This window comes from Pseudomonas sp. IT-P12 (assembly GCF_949767465.1).
In the GTDB taxonomy this organism is placed as follows: Bacteria; Pseudomonadota; Gammaproteobacteria; order Pseudomonadales; family Pseudomonadaceae; genus Aquipseudomonas.
Genome location: NZ_CATKPY010000023.1, coordinates 313309 through 337645, shown reverse-complemented (window position 1 = coordinate 337645; position 24337 = coordinate 313309). Strand labels below are relative to the sequence as shown.

At 61.2% G+C, this 24337-nt stretch carries 17 protein-coding genes and 1 pseudogene; 10 read left to right on the top strand and 8 right to left on the bottom strand.

Translation table 11 applies throughout. The features are described 5' to 3' along the window. Nucleotides 1-21 precede the first annotated feature (21 nt). Nucleotides 22-669, top strand: coding sequence for a peptide-methionine (S)-S-oxide reductase MsrA (msrA, locus tag ACM6IM_RS19790; RefSeq protein ID WP_192307646.1), 648 nt, complete (start codon nt 22-24; stop codon nt 667-669). Nucleotides 670-724: 55 nt separating this feature from the next. On the opposite strand, the gene ACM6IM_RS19785 is transcribed toward msrA, so the two are convergent. From ACM6IM_RS19785 to putP, 4 genes are all read right to left on the bottom strand, one after another. Continuing rightward, nucleotides 725-1561, bottom strand: a complete 837-nt coding sequence (locus tag ACM6IM_RS19785; RefSeq protein ID WP_201193775.1) for a 23S rRNA (adenine(2030)-N(6))-methyltransferase RlmJ — start codon at nt 1559-1561, stop codon at nt 725-727. 128 nt (nt 1562-1689) lie between these two features. Then, nucleotides 1690-2427 carry a DUF4123 domain-containing protein gene (locus ACM6IM_RS19780; RefSeq protein WP_414866085.1) on the bottom strand — a complete coding sequence of 246 codons (738 nt, stop codon included), beginning with the start codon at nt 2425-2427 and terminating at the stop codon, nt 1690-1692. After that, nucleotides 2417-4333 (bottom strand): type VI secretion system tip protein VgrG, encoded by a 1917-nt coding sequence (locus ACM6IM_RS19775; RefSeq protein WP_414866084.1) that lies wholly within the window; start codon nt 4331-4333, stop codon nt 2417-2419. Before ACM6IM_RS19775 ends, ACM6IM_RS19780 begins: the two co-directional genes overlap by 11 nt. Before the next feature lie 251 nt (nt 4334-4584). Then, entirely contained in the window at nt 4585-6063 is a 1479-nt protein-coding gene (gene putP, locus ACM6IM_RS19770; protein ID WP_414866083.1) for a sodium/proline symporter PutP, read from the bottom strand. A 461-nt stretch (nt 6064-6524) separates the two neighbouring features. On the opposite strand from putP, the gene putA reads away from it, so the two are divergent. The 3 genes from putA (at nt 6525) to ACM6IM_RS19755 (ending at nt 13437) form a co-directional block, all read left to right on the top strand. Beyond that, nucleotides 6525-10478, top strand: coding sequence for a trifunctional transcriptional regulator/proline dehydrogenase/L-glutamate gamma-semialdehyde dehydrogenase (putA, locus tag ACM6IM_RS19765; RefSeq protein ID WP_414866082.1), 3954 nt, complete (start codon nt 6525-6527; stop codon nt 10476-10478). Between the two features lie 243 nt (nt 10479-10721). Next, nucleotides 10722-12524, top strand: a complete 1803-nt coding sequence (locus tag ACM6IM_RS19760) for an acyl-CoA dehydrogenase (protein ID WP_414866081.1) — start codon at nt 10722-10724, stop codon at nt 12522-12524. 208 nt (nt 12525-12732) lie between these two features. Then, a complete protein-coding gene (locus ACM6IM_RS19755) occupies nt 12733-13437 on the top strand; it encodes a hypothetical protein (protein WP_414866080.1) in 705 nt (234 codons plus the stop codon). 255 nt (nt 13438-13692) lie between these two features. Here the strand turns inward: ACM6IM_RS19755 and ACM6IM_RS19750 are convergent, their stop codons facing one another. Together ACM6IM_RS19750 and ACM6IM_RS19745 are read right to left on the bottom strand one after the other, a co-directional pair. Beyond that, nucleotides 13693-13995, bottom strand: a complete 303-nt coding sequence (locus tag ACM6IM_RS19750) for a cell division protein ZapA (RefSeq protein ID WP_192307639.1) — start codon at nt 13993-13995, stop codon at nt 13693-13695. Beyond that, nucleotides 13992-14222, bottom strand: a complete 231-nt coding sequence (locus ACM6IM_RS19745) for a hypothetical protein (protein WP_192307638.1) — start codon at nt 14220-14222, stop codon at nt 13992-13994. The genes ACM6IM_RS19750 and ACM6IM_RS19745 overlap by 4 nt, the downstream gene beginning before the upstream one ends. Before the next feature lie 271 nt (nt 14223-14493). Between ACM6IM_RS19745 and ACM6IM_RS19740 the strand changes: the two are divergent. The 5 genes and pseudogenes from ACM6IM_RS19740 to selO form a co-directional block, all read left to right on the top strand. Next, nucleotides 14494-15216, top strand: a pseudogene (locus ACM6IM_RS19740) (MCP four helix bundle domain-containing protein); the annotation flags it as partial. Beyond that, on the top strand, nt 15202-16119 hold the full coding sequence (locus ACM6IM_RS19735) for a methyl-accepting chemotaxis protein (RefSeq protein ID WP_414866190.1): 918 nt from the start codon (nt 15202-15204) through the stop codon (nt 16117-16119). The pseudogene ACM6IM_RS19740 and the gene ACM6IM_RS19735, both read left to right, overlap by 15 nt. Before the next feature lie 155 nt (nt 16120-16274). Further along, nucleotides 16275-18017 (top strand): potassium/proton antiporter, encoded by a 1743-nt coding sequence (locus ACM6IM_RS19730; protein ID WP_414866079.1) that lies wholly within the window; start codon nt 16275-16277, stop codon nt 18015-18017. A 36-nt stretch (nt 18018-18053) separates the two neighbouring features. After that, entirely contained in the window at nt 18054-21404 is a 3351-nt protein-coding gene (mscK, locus tag ACM6IM_RS19725) for a mechanosensitive channel MscK (RefSeq protein WP_414866078.1), read from the top strand. A gap of 48 nt (nt 21405-21452) precedes the next feature. Next, a complete protein-coding gene (gene selO / locus ACM6IM_RS19720; protein ID WP_414866077.1) occupies nt 21453-22916 on the top strand; it encodes a protein adenylyltransferase SelO in 1464 nt (487 codons plus the stop codon). Here the strand turns inward: selO and ACM6IM_RS19715 are convergent. Continuing rightward, a complete protein-coding gene (locus tag ACM6IM_RS19715) occupies nt 22900-23076 on the bottom strand; it encodes a hypothetical protein (RefSeq protein WP_414866076.1) in 177 nt (58 codons plus the stop codon). The two genes, selO and ACM6IM_RS19715, sit on opposite strands and share 17 nt — an antisense overlap. Here ACM6IM_RS19715 and trxC point away from each other — a divergent pair. Then, nucleotides 23075-23509, top strand: a complete 435-nt coding sequence (gene trxC, locus ACM6IM_RS19710) for a thioredoxin TrxC (protein WP_414866075.1) — start codon at nt 23075-23077, stop codon at nt 23507-23509. The genes ACM6IM_RS19715 and trxC overlap by 2 nt on opposite strands. Nucleotides 23510-23555: 46 nt before the next feature. Here the strand turns inward: trxC and ACM6IM_RS19705 are convergent, their stop codons facing one another. After that, nucleotides 23556-24326 (bottom strand): ParA family protein, encoded by a 771-nt coding sequence (locus ACM6IM_RS19705; RefSeq protein ID WP_192307631.1) that lies wholly within the window; start codon nt 24324-24326, stop codon nt 23556-23558. Nucleotides 24327-24337 lie beyond the last annotated feature (11 nt).

Genomic DNA, 24337 nt, shown 5'->3' with positions numbered 1-24337 from the left:
ACCTGACTGAGGGGGCTGATCATGGTCTTGCGCTCGGAAATCCTGGTGAACAAAAACGTGCTACCTACCAAAGAACAAGCTCTGCCTGGCCGCGAAACCCCAATGACCCTGCCGGAAAAACACTTCGTCAACGACACGCCGCTGCTGGGCCCGTTTTCCAGCAACGTCGAGTTTGCGATCTTCGGCCTGGGCTGCTTCTGGGGCGCGGAACGTCGTTTCTGGCAGCGCGAAGGCGTGGTCAGCACGGCGGTGGGTTACGCTGGCGGCCTGACGCCGAATCCGACGTACGAGGAAGTCTGCTCGGGCCTGACCGGCCACAGCGAAGTGGTGCTGGTGGTCTACGAGCCGGAGAAAGTCAGCTACGAGGAGCTGCTGAAGATGTTCTGGGAACTGCACAACCCGACTCAAGGGATGCGCCAGGGCAACGATATCGGCACCCAGTACCGCTCGGTGATCTACGCCACCCACCCGGCTCAACTCGCCGCCGCCGAACGCAGCAAAGACGTGTTCCAGGCTGAGCTGACGAAGGCCGGCCAAGGCACCATCACCACCGAAATCGCCGAAGCCCCGACCGTATTCTTCGCCGAGGCCTACCACCAGCAGTACCTGGCCAAGAACCCGGAAGGCTATTGCGGGATTGGCGGTACCGGCGTGACTTGCCCGATATAAACCGCTTCCACGCGCTCCTGCAGGAACGAGCATCCTCGCTCCTGCAGATGACCCGCTACTCCGCGATCAACCAATCCATTTTCCATCCGCCCTGGGTCTGTCCCAGTTTCTCGGACAGCCACGGCAGCAGCTCGCGCAATTCCTCTTCCAGCCCCCACGGTGGATTGGCAATCGCCAACCCGGAACCGTTCAGGCTGTTCGGCGTGTCCAGCGGATGCACCAGCAACTCCACCCGCAACAACTTGGGAGCGCCCGTGCCCGCCAGGTCCTGGTAGAAGCGACGCAACAGACGCTGGTCCTTCACCGGGTACCAGATCGCCGCCACGGTCTGGCGCATCCGGCCCACCGCTTCCTTCAACGACGCGGCACAGCGCTGCATTTCATCCAGTTGTTCAAACGGCGGGTCGATCAACATCACCGCCCGCTTCTCCTGCACCGGCAACATCGCGCGCGCCACATGCCAGCCTTCGCCCAGGTGCACTTTCACCCGTCGGTCGCCGGCCATGTTGTCCTTGAGCAACACACCGTCTTCGGGGTGCTTCTCATTGAGCATCACCCGATCCTGCGGGCGTGTCAGCCGCCGCGCCAACTCGGGCGACCCCGGGTAATAGCGCAACTGGCCATCCGGGTTCATGTCGTGCAGCACCTTCATGTAATCGGCGGTCAGCGCCGGCAGGTCCGGCTGCCCCCACAACCGTGCAATGCCTTCCAGGTACTCGCCGGTACGGCTCGCCTGATCGCCTTGCAGGTCATACAGACCAATACCGGCGTGCGTATCGAGATAGGCAAACGGCTGCTCCTTGCGCGACATCAGGGCGATGAGGCGGGTCAAAGTCAGGTGTTTGAACACATCGGCGTGATTGCCGGCATGGAAGGCGTGACGATAATTCATGATTGCTCCTGCGAAGGCCGGGGAGTTTACCTCGTACAGCGGCGAACGTCAGGGCTTCGCAGCCGAGCGGGCAGTCGCACAGCGGTCATGCCCACTGGAAACGGCCGCCCGGGCCCCACCGCTGCTGATCAGCCCAGCTCCGCTGCGAGAAACGCCACCAATGCCGATTCAGGCGCGGGCGGCAGGCCGGGCTGCGCCAGGAAGTTCGCAACCTTGCGCCGTAAAACACTCTCGGAAAACGCTTCGAACACATCGGGACGCTCCTCACTCAACCACTGCAGCAAGTTGTTCAGTAACGTCATATTGGAATGTTCGCCGAGTTGTTCCAGCAGCGTGTCGGGAACCCGCCACCACGGAAAATCCCGCGGGGTTTTCTGCACGCCTGCACCGATCTCGAACCCCTGACCATTGATCAGGCAACGCGTCACCGCCGGCAGCAAATCAGGCGCATCAACCTCTGCGCATTGAATGATCGAGCGCAGGAAGCGCCCGTCCCAGAAGCGAAAAAAGACAGCCCTCCCGTCAGGTAACAGCACCTGAGTCAGGCTTCGCAGATGCTCGACCAATTGTTCTTGAGGCACCGATGAAACCAGCAGCCAACCCCAATCGGCCGACGTGGTCGTGGCGACCCACTGCAGAAAACCACCGTCGACATCAACAAGGGCGACATAGGGCATTACCGCGCGCCACTCGGCGTAAGCCGTGCCCGACCAGAGCGCGGTGGGCGCGTGCACCGGGCTGGATCGGCACCAGGCGTTGAACGGCTCGGCGGAACTGGCCTCGCCGAAAACCGCAAACACCTGCTCGCCTGGCGCAAGCGGCTGACGCAGCAGCCAATCGTAGGGCGACAGACGTTCAGGCTGCACAGACACCCTCCTTGCAGCGCTCACACTCTTCGCAGAATGGCGCATCGCTTTTCAGGCTCAGGATCTGAGCTGCGCTGAGCGGCACCAACGCTCGTTGAGCGGTCGAGGCGCCCAATGCCGGCATCGGCGCCCCGCCGAGCTGGATCGGCACGCTGCTGAAGATGCCTGCCGGGCCAATATTGATCCAGTGCCCGCCGGCCTGAATCGTAGCGTTGGCGCCGCCGTCGATGACCACTTGCCGACCGGCACCGACATGCCATTGCCCGCTCGCCTTGACCGTCTGGTTGTCGATACGAATGTGCCGGTCGCCACGAACATGCAGGGTATCGTTTGCACCGATCACCGCACTGCGCTGGCTGTCGACCTGCAGATTCAGATCGCTCAGCACATGCTGGGTCCAGTTTCGCTGGGCCCGCACATAGACCTCCTCGGCACCGGCGCGGTCTTCAATGCGGATTTCGTTGCTGCCCCGGCCACCCGGACTGCTCCGGCTGCGGAAAATGCTGCGGGTGCTGTCCGCTGGCAGGTTCAGGGGCGCCGGGTTGGCGCCATTGGTCAGGCACCCCATGACGACCGGCTTGTCGACGTCGCCATCGACGAACCCCACCAGCACCTCCATGCCCACCCGGGGCGTCAGTACGAGACCATAATCGTCATGGGCCCAGCCCGTGGCCACGCGCAGCCAGCAACTGGAATGTTCATCGCGCCGACCCTCACGGTCCCAGGCCAGTTGAACCTTGACCCGTCCGAACTCGTCGCAGTGGATCTCCCTGTCCGCAGGGCCGGTCACGACCGCCGATTGATAACCCGCCACCAGGGGTTTTCCGATCGCCGGCGGACGAAAGAACACCTCCCAGGGTGTGGCCAGAAACGTGTTGCGATAGCCCTGAAAATCATCCACCCCTTCGCTGCCGGCCAACTCTTCCAGCACCTGCGGCTGTCGACCGCGGTGCTCGATGGCCGTGATCAGCCACAAGTCATTCCACGCCTGGCGCGGGTGTTCGCTCAGGCGCAGGAAATGCCCAGTGACCAGGGCGGGCTCATCACTGCGACCTTCAGCCTGGCGGTAGTCCGCGTTGTGCCGCTCCAACCTTCGTCGCGCCAGATCCTTGCCCTGCTCCCGGTCAGTGAACCGGCCGGGAAAGTGGTAGTGCTCCAGGGTCGGCAGTTGTTGGTTGTCGCTGCGGCTTTCCAGTTGCAAACGAGGCTTGTGGAAGTCGTAATCACGCAGGGTGACCGCCGTCGCGCGGGTCTCCAGGCGCACGCTGAAGCGCTGGATCGCGGGGCTATCGGCGGCCATCGCACTGCCGGGCACATAGGGCGTGGATGTCGGCAAACGGGGGAAAAACGTCTGGTCATCACCAAACACCAGCAGGTGTCCGTCGGGGCTGTGCTGGAAGTGGTAGTGAATGCCAGCCTCGGCACAGAGCCGCTGGATGAACGCGAGGTCGCTTTCAGCGTATTGCACGCAATACTCGCGGGCGGCGTATTCACTGCCAAGCCGGAACTCGAACGCGTCGCGCAAAATGCCATGTTCCTCGAGGATCTGCGTCACGATCGCCGGCACGCTTTTGTGCTGGAAGATCCGCTGATTGATGCGTCGATCGAGGTAGGCCAGACGCGGAACAAGGCTGACCTGATAGCGCGTCAGACGCCCTCCGGAATCGCCCTGGCCTACGCGAAAGATCTGACCGTGAACGCCGGCGCCTCGCGCATCGAATCGTAGAAACGCCTGACGGTGCAGCACCGTTTCAAGCTCGATATCCGGCCGGGTACTGACCAGCTCCAGGTCAAAACGGAAAGGCTGGCTGATGGCTTCCTTGCCAGTGAACTCAAGCACCTTGAATTCATGCGGGTTGCCCTCCACGGTCAGTGTGAAGCGCGGTTGATTAGCAAGAGCGAACATCCGATGTGTCTCTGCAAAATGAAAGCGAGGGATTCTGCATGAGTGCAAACGGCTGTGATTGCCGGGACAGGAAAAACAGATGGGTCCGGTTGTTATAGAGATTTTTCGTTCGAAACCCGAAAGGACGAACTACAGACAAACCTCAAAAAACTTCAACCGCCACTCCCGCACACAAAAAAACGGCCCGCCTCCAAAAGGAAGCGGGCCGTTTTCCTGCTCGGCAAAAGCTCGGGGGCTTCAGCTCGTGCCTGTTACTTGTTCAGGCGATAATCCGCCTCGGCAGCCGCGAAGCGCTGCAGCATGCCGTGAGACGGCGTGCCCATCTTGCTGACGATGTAGATCGCCAGGCTGGCGAAGATGAAACCAGGGATGATTTCGTACAGGCCCAGCAGCTCGAAGTGTTTCCACACGATGACGGTGATCGCGCCGACCAGGATGCCGGCCAGTGCGCCGTTGCGGGTCATGCCTTTCCAGATCACGGAGATCAGAACCACCGGACCGAACGCGGCACCAAAACCAGCCCAGGCGTAGCTGACCAGACCCAGCACACGGTTTTCCGGGTTGGCAGCCAGAGCGATGGCCACCAGCGCGACCAGCAGCACCATGGCGCGACCGACCCAGACCAACTCCAGCTGGGAAGCCGATTTACGCAGGAAGGTTTTGTAGAAGTCTTCGGTGAGGGCGCTCGAGCACACCAGCAACTGGCAGCTCAGGGTGCTCATCACGGCAGCCAGAATGGCCGACAGCAGCACACCGGCAATCCATGGGTTGAAGAGGATCTTTGCCAGCTCGATGAACACCCGCTCGTGGTTCTCGGTCACAGGACCGGCCATGTCAGGGTTCGCCGAGAAGTAGGCGATGCCGAAGAAACCGACCGCCACGGTGCCGCCCAGGCACAGAATCATCCAGGTCATGGAAATGCGACGGGCATTGGCGATCGACTTGACCGAATCCGCCGCCATGAAACGCGCAAGGATGTGCGGCTGACCGAAGTAGCCCAGACCCCAGCCCATCAGCGAAATGATGCCGATGAAGGTGGTGTTTCGCAGCATGTCGAAGTTGCTCGGGTTTTGCGCTTCGATCGCCAGGAAGGTGGTGTCGACGCCGCCGGTAGCCAGCAGCACGATGATCGGCGTCAGCAACAGGGCGAAGATCATCAGCGTGGCCTGAACGGTATCCGTCCAGCTCACCGCCAGGAAACCGCCCACGAAGGTATAGGCAATCGTCGCTGCAGCACCGGCCCACAGCGCAGTCTCATAGGACATGCCGAAGGTGCTTTCGAACAGACGGGCACCGGCCACGATGCCGGAGGCGCAGTAGATAGTGAAGAACACCAGGATCACGATCGCAGAGATGATCCGCAGCAGGCCGCTCTTGTCTTCGAAACGGCTGGAAAAGTAGTCCGGCAGGGTCAGCGCATCGCCGTTGTGCTCGGTCTGCACGCGCAGACGGCCGGCAACGAACAGCCAGTTCAGGTAGGCACCGACGATCAGGCCGATGGCGATCCAGCTTTCGGACAGGCCGGACATGTAGATGGCACCCGGCAGGCCCATCAGCAACCAGCCACTCATGTCGGAGGCGCCGGCGGACAAGGCCGTGACAACGCTGCCCAGGCTGCGACCGCCCAGAATGTAGTCGGAAAGGTTGTTGGTGGAGCGATAGGCCATGAAGCCGATCAGTACCATTGCTGCGATGTAGATCACGAACGTGATCAGGGTTGGATTGCTCATTTAAGTGACGCCCTGGCTTTGTTTTTATGTAGCGGCGGCGTATGAAACCGCTAGCAAACGTTGACGTTTGACAGACGATTCGGAGTGCCGCGCATTTATGACTGATGTTTCCCCAGGAAAGCCATCAGCCGGTACACCTTCCCGAGAAGGGTTGCACCTTGGGGCGCGAATGCTATGCAACAAAGCAAATAAGGTGCAACCCATTTCTCGCGAATTAGTTGCACCTACGAGAATCAGGCGGATGGATGGCAGTTTTTGCTCCCATTTAGCGCAGTGAATGCCATTCGCTAGAAGGAAAAGCACCAAGCAGGAGCGGGACGTTCGTACCGGATTTTATTTCCTGACGAGCTGCGCATTATTCCTGCAAAAAAAGGGTTGCACCCGGTTGCACCTCTTTCGGCGCGCGGCTAATCTTGCGCCAGCTGATGCCACGCGGTCGTGGCAAACATGAGGATAAAAACATGGCTACCACCACCCTTGGGGTCAAACTTGACGACCCGACCCGCGAACGCCTGAAGGCCGCCGCGACCTCGATTGATCGCACGCCGCACTGGCTGATCAAACAGGCAATTTTCAATTACCTGGAAAAACTCGAGGGTGGTGCAACCCTGAACGAGCTCAACGGCCTGGCGGCCAGGGAGTCGGACGACAGCGGCGAGGTCCATGTCGATCACACCCACCAGTGCTTCCTCGAATTCGCCGAAAGCATCCTCCCGCAATCGGTACTGCGCGCCTCGATCACCGCCGCCTACCGTCGCCCTGAGCCGGAAGTGGTGCCGATGCTGATCGAACAGGCTCGCCTGCCGGTCGCGATGGCCGACGCCACCAACAAGCTGGCGGCCTCGATAGCCGAGAAGCTGCGCAATCAGAAAAGTGCCGGTGGTCGTGCCGGGATCGTTCAGGGGTTGTTGCAGGAATTTTCCCTGTCTTCCCAGGAAGGCGTCGCCCTGATGTGCCTGGCTGAAGCGTTGCTGCGCATCCCGGACAAAGGCACCCGTGACGCCCTGATTCGCGACAAGATCAGCACCGGCAACTGGCAGCCGCACCTGGGCAACAGCCCGTCGCTGTTCGTCAACGCCGCCACCTGGGGCCTGTTGCTCACCGGCAAGCTGGTGTCGACCCATAACGAAGCCGGCCTGACTTCGTCCCTGAGCCGCATCATTGGCAAAAGTGGCGAGCCGATGATCCGCAAGGGCGTCGACATGGCCATGCGCCTGATGGGCGAGCAGTTCGTGACCGGCGAAACCATCGCCGAAGCCCTGGCCAACGCCAGCAAGTTCGAAGCCAAGGGTTTCCGCTACTCCTACGACATGCTGGGTGAAGCCGCACTCACCGAGCACGACGCGCAGAAATACCTGGCCTCGTACGAACAAGCCATTCACTCGATCGGCAAGGCGTCCCACGGCCGTGGGATTTACGAAGGTCCGGGCATCTCGATCAAGCTGTCCGCCCTGCATCCGCGTTACAGCCGCGCACAGTACGAGCGCGTCATGGACGAGCTGTACCCGCGCCTGCTGTCGCTGACCTTGCTGGCCAAGCAGTACGACATCGGCCTCAACATCGACGCCGAAGAAGCCGACCGCCTCGAGCTGTCGCTGGACCTGCTCGAGCGTCTGTGCTTCGAGCCGCAACTGACCGGCTGGAACGGCATCGGCTTCGTCATACAGGCCTACCAGAAGCGTTGCCCGTACGTGATCGACTACGTGATCGACCTGGCTCGCCGCAGCCGTCATCGCCTGATGATCCGTCTGGTGAAAGGCGCGTACTGGGACAGCGAGATCAAGCGCGCCCAGGTCGAAGGCCTGGAAGGCTACCCGGTGTACACCCGCAAGGTGTACACCGACGTGTCCTACATCGCCTGCGCACGCAAACTGCTGTCGGTGCCGGAAGTCATCTACCCGCAGTTCGCCACGCACAACGCCCACACCCTGTCGGCCATTTATCACATCGCCGGCCAGAACTACTACCCGGGCCAGTACGAGTTCCAGTGCCTGCACGGCATGGGTGAACCCCTGTACGAACAGGTTGTAGGCAAGGTTTCCGAAGGCAAGTTGAACCGTCCGTGCCGCGTCTACGCGCCTGTTGGCACCCACGAAACCCTGCTGGCCTACCTGGTGCGTCGCCTGCTGGAAAACGGCGCGAACACGTCGTTCGTCAACCGCATCGCCGACCAGTCGATCTCGATCCAGGAACTGGTGGCCGATCCGGTTGCCAGCATCGAGAAAATGGCCACAGCCGAAGGCGGTTTCGGCCTGCCACACCCGCGCATTCCGCTGCCGCGCGACCTGTACGGCGCCGAACGCGCCAACTCCAGCGGCATCGACATGGCCAACGAGCATCGCCTGGCTTCGCTCTCCTGCGCGCTGCTGGCCACTGCACACAACCACTGGAAAGCCGCCCCGATGCTCGGCTGCGCTTCCAGTACGCAAACGCCGGTCCCGGTGCTCAACCCGTCCGACCTGCGTGACGTGGTCGGCCACGTGCAGGAAGCCACGGTCGACGACGTCGATAACGCCATTCAATGCGCCCTGAACGCGGCGCCGATCTGGCAGGCCACTCCGCCCGCCGAGCGCGCCGCGATCCTGGAACGCGCCGCCGACCTGATGGAAGGTGAAATCCAGCCGCTGATGGGCCTGCTGGCTCGCGAAGCCGGCAAGACCTTCGCCAACGCCATCGCCGAAGTGCGCGAAGCCGTAGACTTCCTGCGCTACTACGCGGTGCAGGCACGCAACGACTTCACCAACGACGCCCACCGCCCACTGGGTCCGGTGGTGTGCATCAGCCCGTGGAACTTCCCGCTGGCAATCTTCAGCGGCCAGGTCGCCGCAGCCCTCGCCGCCGGCAACCCGGTACTGGCCAAACCGGCGGAGCAAACCCCGCTGGTGGCCGCTCAGGCGGTACGCTTGCTGCTGGAAGCCGGCATTCCACAGGGCGTGCTGCAACTGCTGCCGGGCCGTGGCGAAACGGTCGGTGCCGGCCTGGTCGGTGACGATCGCGTCAAAGGCGTGATGTTCACCGGCTCGACCGAAGTCGCTCGCCTGCTGCAACGCAACATCGCCGGCCGCCTGGATGCCCAGGGCCGTCCGATCCCGCTGATCGCCGAAACCGGCGGCCAGAACGCGATGATCGTGGACTCCTCGGCATTGACCGAGCAGGTGGTGATCGACGTCGTTTCGTCGGCCTTCGACAGCGCCGGCCAGCGTTGCTCGGCGTTGCGCGTCCTGTGTCTGCAGGAAGATTCCGCCGACCGCGTGATCGAGATGCTCAAGGGCGCCATGGCCGAAAGCCGTCTCGGCAACCCTGAGCGCCTGTCCGTGGACATTGGCCCGGTAATCGACGCCGAAGCCAAGGCCGGCATCGAAAAGCACATCCAGGCCATGCGCGACAAAGGTCGCAGCGTGTACCAGGTGGCCATCGCCGATGCCGAGGAAGTCAAGCGCGGCACCTTCGTGATGCCAACCCTGATCGAACTGGAAAGCTTTGACGAACTGCAGCGGGAGATCTTCGGCCCGGTGCTGCACGTCGTACGCTACAAGCGCAAGGACATCGACCAGTTGATCGCCCAGATCAACGCTTCCGGCTATGGCCTGACACTCGGCGTGCACACCCGCATCGACGAAACCATCGCCAAGGTCATCGACAACGTCAACGCCGGTAACGTCTACGTCAACCGCAACATCGTCGGCGCCGTGGTGGGCGTACAGCCGTTCGGCGGCGAAGGCCTGTCGGGCACCGGTCCGAAAGCCGGCGGCCCGCTGTACCTGTACCGCCTGCTGTCGACTCGCCCGGCGGACGCCATCGAGCAGTCCTTCGCCCGCGGTGACGCCATCGCAGCGCCGGATGTCCGTCTGCGCGATGCCATGAGCAAACCCCTGACCGCCCTGAAAGCCTGGGCCGACAGTCACACGTTCGCCGACCTCAGTGCCCTGTGCGTACAGTTCGCCGCGCAATCGCAAAGCGGCATCACCCGCGTGCTGGCCGGCCCGACCGGCGAACGCAACAGCTATGCGATCCTGCCACGCGAACACGTGTTGTGCCTGGCGGAAGTCGAAGGCGACCTGTTGACCCAACTGGCGGCGGTGCTGGCGGTAGGCGGCTCTGCCGTATGGCCGGAAGCTGACTTGACCAAGGCCTTGTTCGCACGCCTGCCGAAGGAGGTTCAGGCGCGGATCAAGCTGGTTTCCGACTGGAACAAGGACGAAGTGGTGTTCGACGCCGTTCTGCACCACGGCCACTCCGATCAACTGCGTGCGGTTTGCCAGCAAGTGGCCAAGCGTGCCGGAGCCATTGTCGGGGTTCATGGCCTGTCCCAGGGTGAAACCAACATTGCACTGGAGCGTCTGGTGATCGAGCGGGCGTTGAGCGTCAACACCGCTGCGGCGGGTGGTAACGCCAGCCTGATGACCATCGGTTAAACGCAAAAAACCAGGCACCCGCCATGGCTGCCTGGTGAGCAAGACCCTTGTGGGAGCGAGCCTGCTCGCGAAGGCGGCGTGTCATCCAATACCTGGTCTGGATGTGCCGACGCCTTCGCGAGCAGGCTCGCTCCCACATTTGATCAGCAGTACCCCCAACGCACCATCACCCTCATCAATCATCCTGTTCAGCCTCTATTGCCACGCCTAGACTCGGTCCACTTCAATAAAAGGTAGGCCGCCATGTCCGAGACGTTGCTCAGTTCCCGCAATCTGGCTTTCGAGCTGTATGAAGTCCTCGATGCCGAAGGCCTGACCCAGCGCGAGCGGTTTGCCGACCACAACCGCGAAACCTTCGATGCCGCCCTCGGCACCGCCCGTAGCATTGCCGAGAAGTTCTTCGCCCCGCACAACCGCAAGGGTGACGAGAACGAACCGCGCTATGAGGACGGTCAGGCGATTCTGATTCCGGAGGTGAAACCGGCGGTGGATGCGTTCCTGGAGGCGGGTTTCCTCAATGCCGCGCGCAGTTTCGACGCAGGCGGCATGCAACTTCCTACGCTGTTGTCCCAAGCCTGCTTCGCGCACTTTCAATCGGCCAACGCGGCATCGACCTCCTACCCGTTCCTGACCATGGGCGCGGCGAACCTGATCGAGAGTTTCGGCACCGAGGAGCAGAAACAACGCTTCCTGCAACCGATGATCGACGGTCGCTTCTTCGGCACCATGGCGTTGACCGAACCGCACGCCGGCTCATCGCTGTCGGATATTCGTACACGCGCCGAACCGGCGCCTGACGGGACTTATCGACTCAAGGGCAACAAGATCTTCATCTCCGGCGGCGACCATCCGCTGTCGGAAAACATCGTGCACATGGTGCTGGCGAAACTGCCGGATGCACCGGCCGGGGTGAAGGGGATCTCGCTGTTCATCGTGCCCAAGTTCCTGGTCAACGACGACGGCAGCCTCGGCCAGCGCAACGATGTGCTGCTGGCCGGGTTGTTTCACAAGATGGGCTGGCGCGGCACGACGTCCACGGCGCTGAACTTCGGCGATAACGGTGAGTGCGTCGGCTACCTGGTGGGCAAGCCACACCACGGCCTGAGCTACATGTTCCAGATGATGAACGAGGCACGGATCGGCGTCGGCATGGGCGCGGTGATGCTCGGTTACGCCGGTTACCTGTACTCGCTGCAATACGCCCGCGAACGGCCACAGGGTCGCGTGCCCGACAGCAAGGATCCGAACACCGCACCGGTAGCGATCATCGAGCATGCCGACGTCAAGCGCATGCTGCTGACGCAAAAGGCCTACGTCGAAGGCTCGTTCGATCTGGGCCTGTATGCAGCACGGCTGTTCGATGACACCACAACGCTCGACACCGAAGCCGAGCGCAAACAGGCCCATGAGCTGCTGGATCTGCTGACGCCCATCGTCAAATCCTGGCCGTCGGAGTTTTGCCTGAAGGCCAACGAACTGGCGATCCAGATCCTCGGCGGCCACGGCTATACCCGCGAGTACCCAGTGGAGCAGTACTACCGCGACAACCGCCTGAACCCGATCCACGAAGGCACTCACGGCATACAATCACTGGATTTGCTGGGGCGTAAACTGGCGCAGAATGGCGGCGCGGGTCTCAAGCAACTGATACGCCTGATTGCCGATACGACTGAACGTGCGCAGGCTTTTGAGTCGCTGTCGCCACTGCGCGAGCCCCTGCAAAAGCTGGTAGCCCGCTTGCAAAGCGTGACCCTGGGCCTTTTGACCGACCTGGCCCAGGGCAAGGTCAACAGCAGCCTGGCCAATTCGGCGCTGTACCTGAAAGTGTTTGGGCACACGGTGATCGGTTGGCGCTGGCTGGAACAGGCGATTCGCGCGGAGGAAGGTTTGGCCAAAGACAATGCGGCGGATGTGAGCTTCTATAAGGGCAAGCTGCAGGCAGCGAGGTACTTCCTGACGTGGGAAATCCCGGCGTGCCACCAAGAACTGGCGATTCTTGAGGCTCGTGATGATGTTTGCCTGAACATGCAGGATGAGTGGTTCTGACCTCCCTAACTGATCGTTCCGGCGCATTACGGCGGGGACGATCAGGTCCAATATATCTGCAACTTCCCGCAATGATCTAAATTCCCACTCTGTCAACTAACAGTTCTGATAGTTGCGCCAACGCGTTCCTGCCGAGTAGATTTTTCTTACTGGCGAAACTCCGCCACCTGAACAACTTCTTGATAAGAATAAGGAAGGGAGATCGAACATGGCCCGTTTACCTGCAAATGCACTGCCTGTATCCCATGATCATTGCGTTATGGGATCGGCGCCCGAGCTGGATGGGGTCGTACACACCCTATGGGAGAAAAATTGGGAAGTCCCCGCCAACCGGCCAGTGACGACAAAGTACTATACGCTGAGCGGAAATACTGTGACCGAAGTCAAGTTGATCTTGTCTCCAGAAAGGGAATTAATCACCAAGGAGGTTTTTTCAATTCAGGATATGCTTATTTCGATCGCACACGGTCAACACGTCATAGCGGACGGCACAACACATTTTGTGCGAAACAAGATATTCAAAAAGGAGGGAGACAAGTGGAGCTGTGCGTTAAGGGTAAAAGGCTGGCCGGACTTCGACTTGATAACTGAGATTGTCGACCAGGACACCATGATTCATACTTCCAGATATCACGACGTTCACTGGGGAGAAGACGATGAAGGAAGCCTCTTCATAAATAAGAAATTCAAGGAAGTCGGCCCCAACAAATATGAAGTCAGTGTGAGCACTACCGCCGGCGGGACGACCACTTACACTACCACCCGCGACATCGACTGGAATACCGTCTTCTTGACGGCACAACACGGGGACAGCATTTTAGTTGACAAGCGGATTTGGACTGTCAGCCATAAGATCTGCAATGTGACGAGATCAAACGAAATCTACGTCACGCCTTATCTTGAAGTGAATTAGAAGATTGCCGCCTTCGGCGGCTTCTACAGTGGAATGCGCCTCCCTTGTAGCTGCCGAAGGCTCGGGCCGCGTTCGGGCGATCTTTTGATCTTGTTCTTCTAACTCAATCGGCCCCCCCATCTGCCGCGCCAGATCATTAGATCATCTGCCAGGCGCCGCAACGTCTGACAATCCTCAAAAACCTGCTGCTAACGGCAGTTTTTTCGCCCATGACGGCCTGCGAGACAGGTGCTCTTCGATTGTGCGCAAAGCCGATCAAGCTTGACTGATCGTCTTGGAAATCACCTCGACCGTGGCGCTGACTTGCTCTTGATAACGGTCGAGTTCCAGCTTGTGCTGCTTCTGCATTTCAATCTGCCGGGAGCACAGATTCATTGCGGCCAGAACCAGCAGGCGGTCCCCGATCAACGTCGGATACTTTCTTTTGGTCTCGGCCAGGGCAGCCTTCAACATCATGGCGGCATCCAGCAGGGTCTGCTCTTCCCCGGCCGGCGCCTTGATCGAATAGTCTTCCCCGAGGATCGAAACGACTTTTACCCCTGCGGTGCCGACACTCATGCGCTGACCGGCCCGGCGCTGACGCGTTCGACCAGGGCCTGGATACGGGCGGCGGTGGCGCCGTGTTTCTCTTCCTGTTCCATCAGGCTCAGTTGCAGGCTTTCATTTTCATCCTTGGCCTGGGCCAGTTCTGCGCTCAAGGCCTGATTGCTGCCGAGCAGGCTCTGGTTCTGTTGCACAAGGTCGCTGACCAGTTGTTCCAATTGGCTGAGGGATGCTTCCAACATTTTGATTTTCCAGGCATTTTCAAAGGGCGCGTACGATAAAGAAAAGTCACCACGGACGCCAGGGTTCTGCGGGCGCAAAGCCTTGATTTTCCTGGCGAACGACCTTCCTCGGCGAACCTTAGAGACTGTGATTGGCGGATCTGGTTCCTGCACTTCGTCGCCGAATCCTGTTTTCAACGCGCACAGGTTCTCAAGACTTCGCCCGGCTGACCGATAAGTCACGCATACGTCAGTTCCAGCGCCGCACGGGCGCGATCATTCGGTACACGCCATGTCCCTTCGTAATATGAATATCGCCCCGCGGGCGTTTCTCGGCTTCTCTTTGATTGGCGCCTTGCTGCTGATTCTCGGGGTGTTTTCCCTCAGCCAGATGAGCAAGATTCGCGGTGCCGGTGAAAACATCGCCTCGATGAGCGTGCCCAGCATCAAGAGTCTCGACGAGTTCACCCAGCTGACACTGCGCCTGCGAGTGCTGTCTTACCGCCTGCTGATGAACCGCGAGCCCGACATTCAACAGAAAACCATCGAACTGTTCGAACAGCGCAACCGGCAGATCGGCGACGCGCAGAAAATCTATGAACCGCTGATCGACGGGCCACAAGAGCGCGCCGCTTATGACAAGTACCTGCAATTGCTCGGACAGTATCGCCAGCTCGAAGAGCGGATGAAGACGCTGTCGCGCAACAATCAGCTGGATGACCTGCGCACATTGCTCAACACCGAGTTGCTGGCCAACTCCGAAGAGGTCAACGCGGCCCTTGCGAAGCTGCTCGAGATCAACACCGCGCAAATCGAGAAAACCAACGGCACGGCGGCCGACCAGTACTCGACATCCTTCAATCTGGTGGTGACCCTGCTGGTCATCGCCTCCGGCCTGACACTGCTGTTCGCCTGGCTGCTGACCAACAGCATCACCCAACCGATCGCCAATGCCCTGAGCGCCGCCGAAGAGATCGCCGAGGGCAACCTGACTCGTCCGATGACTGTCGATGGCCGGGATGAAGCCGGCCGACTGCTGGCCGCCATGGCGAAGATGCAGGAAAAGCTGCGCGACACGTTGCAGCGCATTTCCGGCTCGGCCACGCAACTGGCGTCCGCCGCCGAAGAACTCAACAGCGTCACCGACGAAAGTGCCCGGGGTCTGACCCAACAGAACAACGAGATCGAACAGGCCGCCACTGCGGTCAACGAAATGACCAGCGCTGTGGAAGAAGTGGCGCGCAACGCGGTGAGCACCTCCGAAGCGTCGAAGAATGCCACCACCTCGGCGGGCGACGGTCGCGACCTGGTTCAGGAAACCGTCAGCGCCATCGAACGCATGAGCACCGATGTGCAGAGCACCGCGGCGCTGATCGGCGAGCTGGCCAATGAGTCCCGCGACATCGGCAAGGTTCTGGATGTGATTCGCGGCCTGGCCGATCAGACCAACTTGCTCGCCTTGAACGCCGCCATCGAAGCGGCTCGCGCCGGGGAAGCGGGTCGCGGCTTTGCCGTGGTGGCGGACGAGGTTCGCGCCCTGGCGCACCGCACCCAACAATCCACCAGCGAAATCGAACGCATGATCGGCAGCATTCAGTCCGGCACCGAACAGGCCGTGGACTCGATGCGCCACAGCACCGAACGCGCCGAGTCGACCCTGAACATTGCCCGCGGTGCCGGCCTGTCGCTGGACACCATCAACAGCGCCATCGTTGAAATCAACGAACGCAATCTGGTGATCGCCAGCGCCGCCGAAGAGCAGGCGCAGGTGGCCCGCGAGGTGGATCGCAACCTGGTGAACATTCGCGACCTGTCGGTGCAATCGGCCACTGGTGCCAACCAGACCAGCGCGGCCAGCAATGAGCTGTCGCGCCTGGCGGTGGACCTGAACACGATGGTCGGGCGCTTCCGCCTGTAACCGCACGGGCAGCGCTGGCGCCTTCGCGAGCCCCTCGAAGGCGCCAGGGACCAAAAGCTTTTTGACAGCACTACATTTCAACAGGTTAGAATCGATGGCACGCAGACTGCATGGTCAGTTTGTGCCCGCCTTTTCAGCTTTCTGGAGTACTGCCTTTGAATGCGACAACCATCAACAGCCTGTTCTTGATCGGCGCGTTGCTGGTAGGTGCAAGCATTCTGGTGAGCTCACTCTCGTCCCGCCTCGGCATCCCGATTCTGGTGATTATCCTGGCCGTGGGCATGGCCGCCGGCGTCGATGGCGGCGGCATCATTTTCGATAACTACCCCACGGCGTACCTGGTCGGCAACCTCGCACTGGCGGTCATCCTGCTCGATGGCGGCCTGCGCACCCGGGTATCGAGCTTTCGCGTGGCGTTATGGCCGGCGCTCTCGCTGGCCACGGTCGGGGTGCTGATCACCACAGGGCTGACCGGCATGGTCGCGGCGTGGCTGTTCGACCTGAACCTGATTCAGGGCCTGCTGATCGGCGCCATCGTCGGCTCCACCGACGCCGCAGCGGTGTTCTCGCTTCTGGGCGGCAAGGGACTCAACGAACGGGTGACCGCCAGCCTGGAGATCGAATCCGGCAGCAACGACCCGATGGCGGTGTTCCTCACCGTGACCCTGATCGACATGCTCGCCAGCGGCCAGACCGGCCTGCACTGGGACCTGCTGCTGCACCTGGTGCGCGAGTTCGGCATCGGCGGCGTGATCGGGCTGGGCGGCGGCTGGTTGATGTTGCAACTGGTCAACCGCATCAACCTGGCCACCGGCCTCTACCCGATCCTGGTGATCGCCGGCGGGCTGGTGGTGTTCGCCCTCACCAACGCCCTGCACGGCAGCGGCTTCCTCGCGGTTTACCTGTGCGGCCTGGTGATCGGCAACCGTCCGGTGCGCAGCCGTCACGGCATCCTGCACATGCTCGACGGCATGGCGTGGCTGGCGCAGATCGGCATGTTCCTGGTGTTGGGCCTGCTGGTGACCCCACACGACCTGCTGCCCATTGCCGTGCCCGCACTGGGCCTGGCGCTGTGGATGATTCTTGTGGCTCGCCCGTTGTCGGTGATCGTCGGCCTGCTGCCGTTCAAGGCGTTCCATGGCCGTGAAAAAGCCTTTATTTCCTGGGTCGGCCTGCGGGGTGCGGTGCCGATCATTCTCGCGGTGTTCCCGCTGATGGCGGGGCTGCCCAATGCCCAGCTCTATTTCAACCTTGCCTTCTTTATCGTGCTGGTCTCGCTGCTGGTCCAGGGCACCAGCCTGCCGTGGGTGGCCAAGCTGTTGAAGGTGACCGTTCCACCGGAGCCGGCGCCCATCTCCCGCGCCGCCCTGGAAGTCCACGTCACCAGCGAGTGGGAACTGTTCGTTTACCGCCTCGGCGCCGAGAAATGGTGCATCGGTTCGCCCCTTCGCGAGTTGAAAATGCCCGAAGGCACCCGGATCGCCGCCCTGTTTCGCGGTCAACAACTGCTCCATCCGTCGGGTAGTACGGTGCTGGAAGTCGATGATTTGCTCTGCGTAATCGGCCATGAACACAACCTGCCGGCCCTCGGAAAACTGTTCAGCCAGGCGCCGCAACGGGGCCTGGATCTACGCTTCTTCGGCGACTTCGTACTCGAGGGAGATGCCCAGCTGGCCGCGGTTGCTGCCCTGTACGGGTTGAAGCTCGAAGGCATCGACCCCGACATGTCCCTGGGTCGGTTCATTGCGCAGAAAGTGGGCGGTGCGCCCGTGGTCGGCGACCAGGTGGAGTGGAACAACACCCTGTGGACGGTTGCGGTCATGGACGGGAACAAGATCGGCAAAGTGGGCGTCAGATTCCCCGAAGGAAGTCGCCCGGGTCCCGGACTCTTCCTCTAAACTCCACACTTCGCCTTTTGTCTCCGATCGAAATCTATGTCAACCCTGCGCACCTTTTTCATCACGGCCCTGTTGGGCCTGAGTCTGTCTGTCGGAACGTTGCAAGCGGCCGAACCGCCGTCCCGCGAAACCGTGCAAGCGAGCCTGGACAAGATCGCCGATCGCAAACTGCCAGAAGCCGATCAGAAGGCTTTGCAGACCGTCCTGCAAAACACCCTGACCCAGCTCGGCAATCAGCGTGACTATGAGCAGAAGCTGGCCGATATCAAGCAGCAACTGGCCAACGCCCCCAAACAGACAATTGAGAACCAGCGCGAGCTGACCCGGCTCAAGGCCAGCAGCGTGACGCCGGTTGCGCAGCGCTACACCAAGGAATCCATTTCGCAGCTGGAACAGATGCTCACCGAGCGCGCGACCCAGCAAAGCGACCTGCAAAAGGCCCTCGCTGACGCAAACAGCCTGGTCATCACCGCCCAGACCCGTCCGGAACGCGCCCAGGCAGAAATTTCCAGCAGCCAGACCCGCATCCAGCAGATCAACAACATCCTCAAGGCCGGTAAAGACGCCGGCAAGACCTTGAGCAGCGAACAGCGCGACCTGCTGAACGCCGAGCTGGCGGCGCTCAATGCCCTGATCCCGCTGCGCCGCCAGGAACTGGCCGGCAACAGCCAGTTGCAGGACCTGGGCAACAGCCAGCATGACCTGCTGACGGAAAAATCCGATCGCCTGGACCGGGAAATCCAGGAGCTGCAAACCCTGATCAACCAGAAGCGCCTGGCCCAGTCCCAAGAGACCGTGACGCAGCAGTCGATCGAAGCGCAGAAATCCGGCAGCAGCGCGCTGCTGGCCACCGAAAGCGCGGCCAACCTGAAGCTCTCCGACTACCTGCTCAAAAGCACCGACCGCCTGAACGTGGTCACCCAGCAGAACCTGCAGACCAAGCAGCAACTGGACAACGTGACTCAGAGCGACGCGGCCCTGGACGAGCAGATCAACGTGCTCAAGGGCAGCCTGCTGCTGTCCAAGATTCTCTACAAGCAGAAGCAGGGCCTGCCGCGCCTCAAGGTCGACCGCGACCTTGCCGACCAGATCGCCGACATTCGCCTGTATCAATTCGAAGTGAGCCAGCAGCGCGAGTTGCTCAGCAACCCGACCACCTATGTCGACAACCTGCTGTCGACCCAGCCTCCCGAGCAGGTCACCCCGCAACTGCGCAAGAGCCTGCTGGAACTGGCCAACACCCGCGCCGACCTGCTGGAACGACTGAACCGTGAACTCAGCGCGGTGCTCAACGAATCCATCACACTGCAACTGAACCAGAAACAACTGCTGAGCACCGCGCAAAGCCTGCGCGCGACGCTCGACGAGCAGATGTTCTGGATTCCGAGCAACAAGCCACTGGACCCGGAATGGATGCGCGGCGTGCCGGAGCGCCTGCAACGCCAGATCGCGACCCTGCCCCTGGCCTCGAGCTTCAGTGAATTGACCGACGGCCTGACTCAGCGTCCGCTGCTGTTCCTGCCGCTGGTGCTGTTGATCGGCGCCCTGCTGTGGCGACGCAAGGCTCTGTATGCGCGACTGAACAAGGTTCATCAGGACATCGGTCACTTCAAGCGCGACAGCCAGCTGCACACCCCCCAGGCGATCCTGATCAATATTCTGCTGGCGATGCCCGTCGCGCTGGGCCTGGCCCTGTGCGGCCTGGCGCTGCAGATCGACGCCCGCGGACAGAACGCCAACATGGGCGCCGCGCTGCTGCAAATGGCGATGGCCTGGCTGGTGTTCTACACCGCCTACCGGATCCTCGCGCCGGGCGGTGTGGCCGAACTGCATTTCCGTTGGGAAAAACCCCAGGTCGAGTTCCTGCAAGCCTGGATTCGTCGACTCGGACTGGTGGTCATGGCCCTGGTGGCGGTGGTAGCGGTCGCCGAGCTGCAACCGGCAGCGCTGGCCGACGACGTGCTCGGCATGCCGGTGGTGCTGACCTGCTACGCCCTGATGGCCCTGTTGCTCAGCCGCCTGCTGATCAGCAGCCCGACCCACAAGAACACCTCGTTCTTCCGCAAAGCCGTGGGGGTGATGTTCACCGCCCTGCCGATCGCGCTGTTCGTGGCGGTGTGCTTCGGCTACTACTACACCGCGCTGAAGCTCAGCGACCGGTTGATCAATACCCTGTACCTGCTGATGTTCTGGCTGGTGATCGAAGCCACCTTCGTGCGCGGGCTCAGCGTGGCGGCACGGCGCCTGGCTTACCAGCGCGCACTGGCCAAACGACAGGCGGCCAAAGAGGCCGGCGATGGCGAGGCCGTGATCGAAGAGCCGACCCTGGACATCGAAAAGGTCAACGAACAGTCCCTGCGCCTGATCCGACTGGCCTTGCTCGGCGGTTTCATCGCGGCGCTGTACTGGGTCTGGTCGGACCTGATCTCGGTGTTCTCGTACCTGGACAACGTCACCCTCTACGAATACACCAGCGGCACCGGCGCCAACATGAGCATGGTACCGATCAGCATCGGTGACATGCTCGGCGCGCTGATCATCATCGGCATCACTTTCGCCCTGGCGCGCAACCTTCCCGGCCTGCTGGAAGTCTTCGTGCTGTCCAAGCTGGACCTGGCCCAAGGCAGCGCCTACGCCACGACCACGTTGCTGTCGTACGTGATCGCCGGCGTCGGTTTCGTCTCGACCCTGTCGACCCTCGGCGTCAGCTGGGACAAGTTGCAATGGCTGGTGGCGGCGCTGTCTGTCGGCCTCGGCTTCGGCATGCAGGAGATCTTCGCCAACTTCATCTCCGGGATCATGATCCTGTTCGAACGCCCGGTGCGGATCGGCGACACCATCACCATTGGCAACCTGTCGGGCACGGTGAGCAAGATCCGCATCCGTGCCACGACCATCACCGACTTCGACCGCAAGGACATCATCGTCCCCAACAAGACGTTCATCACCGGGCAACTGATCAACTGGTCCCTGACCGACACCATCACCCGGGTCACGCTCAAACTCGGCGTCGACTACGGGTCGGACCTCGATCTGGTGAAAGAACTGCTGCTCAAGGCCGCGCGGGAAAATCCACGGGTGCTCAAGGAACCGGAACCCCACGTGTACTTCCTGAACTTCGGCGAAAGCACCCTCGATCACGAGCTGCGCATGCACGTGCGCGACCTCGGTGACCGCAACCCGGTGCTCGACGAGGTCAACCGCTTCATCAACCGCGAGTTCAAGAAGCAGCACATCAACATCTCGTTCCGGCAGATGGAGGTTTACCTGAAGAACCTGCACGGCCAGGAATACAAAATGGTGCCGATCGAGCCGGAAAACAAAACCATCGTGCCGCTGGCCGATGGCAAACCGTTGCAAGAGCCGCCGCCTGCCAAGCTCGACTAACCGCGCTATCCCTAGCAGAATGCTCGGACATTCTGCTGGAGATGGCCGGTGAAAGCCCTCGACGAACTGACCTTCGATAACCGCTTCGATCGCCTGGGCGATACCTTTTCCGCCCATGTTCTGCCCGAACCCATCGACAACCCGCGGCTGGTGGTTGCCAGCCCGGCCGCGATGGCGCTGCTCGATCTCGACCCGACCGTGGCTGAAACCCCGGAGTTCGCCGAGCTGTTCAGTGGCCACAAACTCTGGGCCGACGCCGTGCCGAGGGCGATGGTCTACTCCGGCCACCAGTTCGGTTCCTACAACCCACAGCTGGGCGATGGTCGCGGGCTGTTGCTGGGCGAGGTCTACAACCAGGCCGGCGAACATTGGGACCTGCACCTCAAGGGCGCGGGCCAGACACCCTTTTCGCGCATGGGCGACGGGCGCGCCGTGCTGCGTTCGTCGATCCGCGAGTTTCTCGCATCCGAAGCGTTGCATGCACTGAACATTCCGACCACCCGGGCGCTGTGCGTGATCGGCTCCGACACCCCGGTGTGGCGCGAGAAACAGGAACGTGCGGCGATGGTCCTGCGCCTGGCCCCCAGCCATGTGCGCTTCGGCCACTTCGAATATTTCTACTACACCAAACGCCCTGAACAGCAAAAAATACTCGGCGAACATGTGCTGGCGCTGCACTTCGCGCCCTGCCTCGAGCAGCCGGAGCCGTACCTGGCGATGTTCCGCGAAATCGTCGAACGCAATGCCGAGCTGATCGCCAAGTGGCAGGCCTACGGTTTCTGCCACGGCGTGATGAACACCGACAACATGTCGATCCTGGGCATTACCTTCGACTTCGGCCCCTTCGCCTTCCTCGACGATTTCGACGCCAACTTCATCTGCAACCACTCCGACGACCAGGGCCGCTACTCGTTCAGCAATCAGGTGCCGATTGGCCAGTGGAACCTCAGCGCCCTGGCCCAGGCCCTGACCCCCTTCATCAGCGTGGAGGCACTGCGCGAAACCCTGGGCCTGTACCTGCCGCTGTTCCAGGCGCACTACCTGGACCTGATGCGTCGCCGCCTCGGGTTCACCACGGCCGAAGACGACGATCAGCCATTGCTGGAGCAATTGCTGCAACTGATGCAGAACAGCGGCGTCGATTACAGCCTGTTCTTCCGCCGCCTCGGCGACGAAGCCCCGGAAACGGCGGTTGCCCGCTTGCGCGATGATTTTGTCGACATCAAGGGCTTCGACGCCTGGGCAGAACGCTACGTCGCACGGGTCGGTCGCGACGGCGCACCCGACCAGGACAAGCGCCGCCAACGCATGCACGCGGTCAATCCGCTCTACATCCTGCGCAACTACCTGGCACAGAAAGCCATCGATGCGGCTGAAGGTGGCGATTATTCAGAGGTGCGCCGGCTGCACAAGGTGCTGAGCAACCCGTTCGAAGAGCAACCGGGCATGGAAAGTTATGCCGAACGGCCACCGGAGTGGGGCAAGCATCTGGAGATCAGTTGTTCGTCGTGAGGCGATCAATCAAGAGGATCAATGGCGCTGACAACAACGCTGGAAAAATGTGAGCGTTGGCGATACCCACTGTCCAATGCTGGTTTTCAAACACTTGATAAACCCCCTCCGGAACTCCAGATAAGCGGCATGGATTGCCCACTTCAAAGAGCACGATCATGACCGACTCACTCCTCATCCCCTGCCCCCACTGCAACGGCCTCAACCGCATCCCCGCCGATCGCCTCGGCGACCAGCCGAAATGCGGTCGCTGCAAAGCCGAGGTTTTGCTGAGCAAGCCTTTCGAGCTGAAACAGGCCGATTACACCAGCCAGATCAAGGGTGACCTGCCATTGCTGGTGGACGTTTGGGCGGACTGGTGCGGGCCGTGCAAATCGTTCGCGCCAGTGTTCGAGCAGGCGGCAGGGCAATTGGCGGGAAAGTGCAGGCTGGCCAAGCTGGACAGTGAAGCAAACCAACAACTGTCGGCGCAGTTGGGGATCCGCTCGATTCCCAGCCTGATCCTGTTCAGGAACGGCCGGGAAGTGGCGCGCCAGAGCGGTGCGTTTCCGTTGCCGCAGTTGATGAGCTGGCTGCGCAGCCAGGGCATCTGAAACCACTACGATCTACTGTGGGAGCCGGCTCGCTCCCACAGGTATGTCAGGCATTTTCCAGCAGCTCGTGCAGTTCACGGAATTGCTGGGTCAACTTGTGCCGTGGATCCAGGTGGATCAGCGGCGTGCTGGCCTCGTGGGATTCGCGCATACGCACCGAGCTGCCGAGATAAACCGGCAGCACCGGCAAGCCTTCGGCGATCAACTGGTCGAGCATTTGCTGGGGCAGGCTGGCACGGGCCTGAAATTGGTTGACCACGATGCCTTCAACTTCCAGCCCTTCATTGTGGTCTTCCCTCAACTCTTCGATTTCCGACAGCAGGCCGTACAGCGCTTGCCGTGAGAAACTGTCACAATCGAAGGGAATCAGCACGCGATCGGCGGCAATCAGCGCAGAAACCGCGTAAAAATTCAGTGCCGGCGGCGTATCGAGGTAGATCCTGTCGTATTCGCCGTCCAGATCGTCGAGCAGTTTGCGCAGCTTGTTGATCTTGTGCTTGGCCTCGAGCTTGGGCTGCAAGTCGGCCAGTTCGGCCGTTGCGGTAATGACGTGGAGGTTGTCGAACGGCGTTTCGTAGATATCCACCCGGTTTTTCTTCGAAAACGGACCCGATGACAATGTCTGCTTGAAGAATTCGGCGATCCCCATCGGAATGTCTTCGCCCGTGAGCCCGGTGAGGTACTGGGTCGAGTTGGCCTGGGCATCGAGGTCAACCAGCAGGGTGCGATACCCCTCGCTGGCACTGACGGCCGCCAGGTTGCAGGCAATGCTGGATTTGCCCACGCCACCTTTCTGATTGAACACCACGCGCCGCATGTCAAAACCTC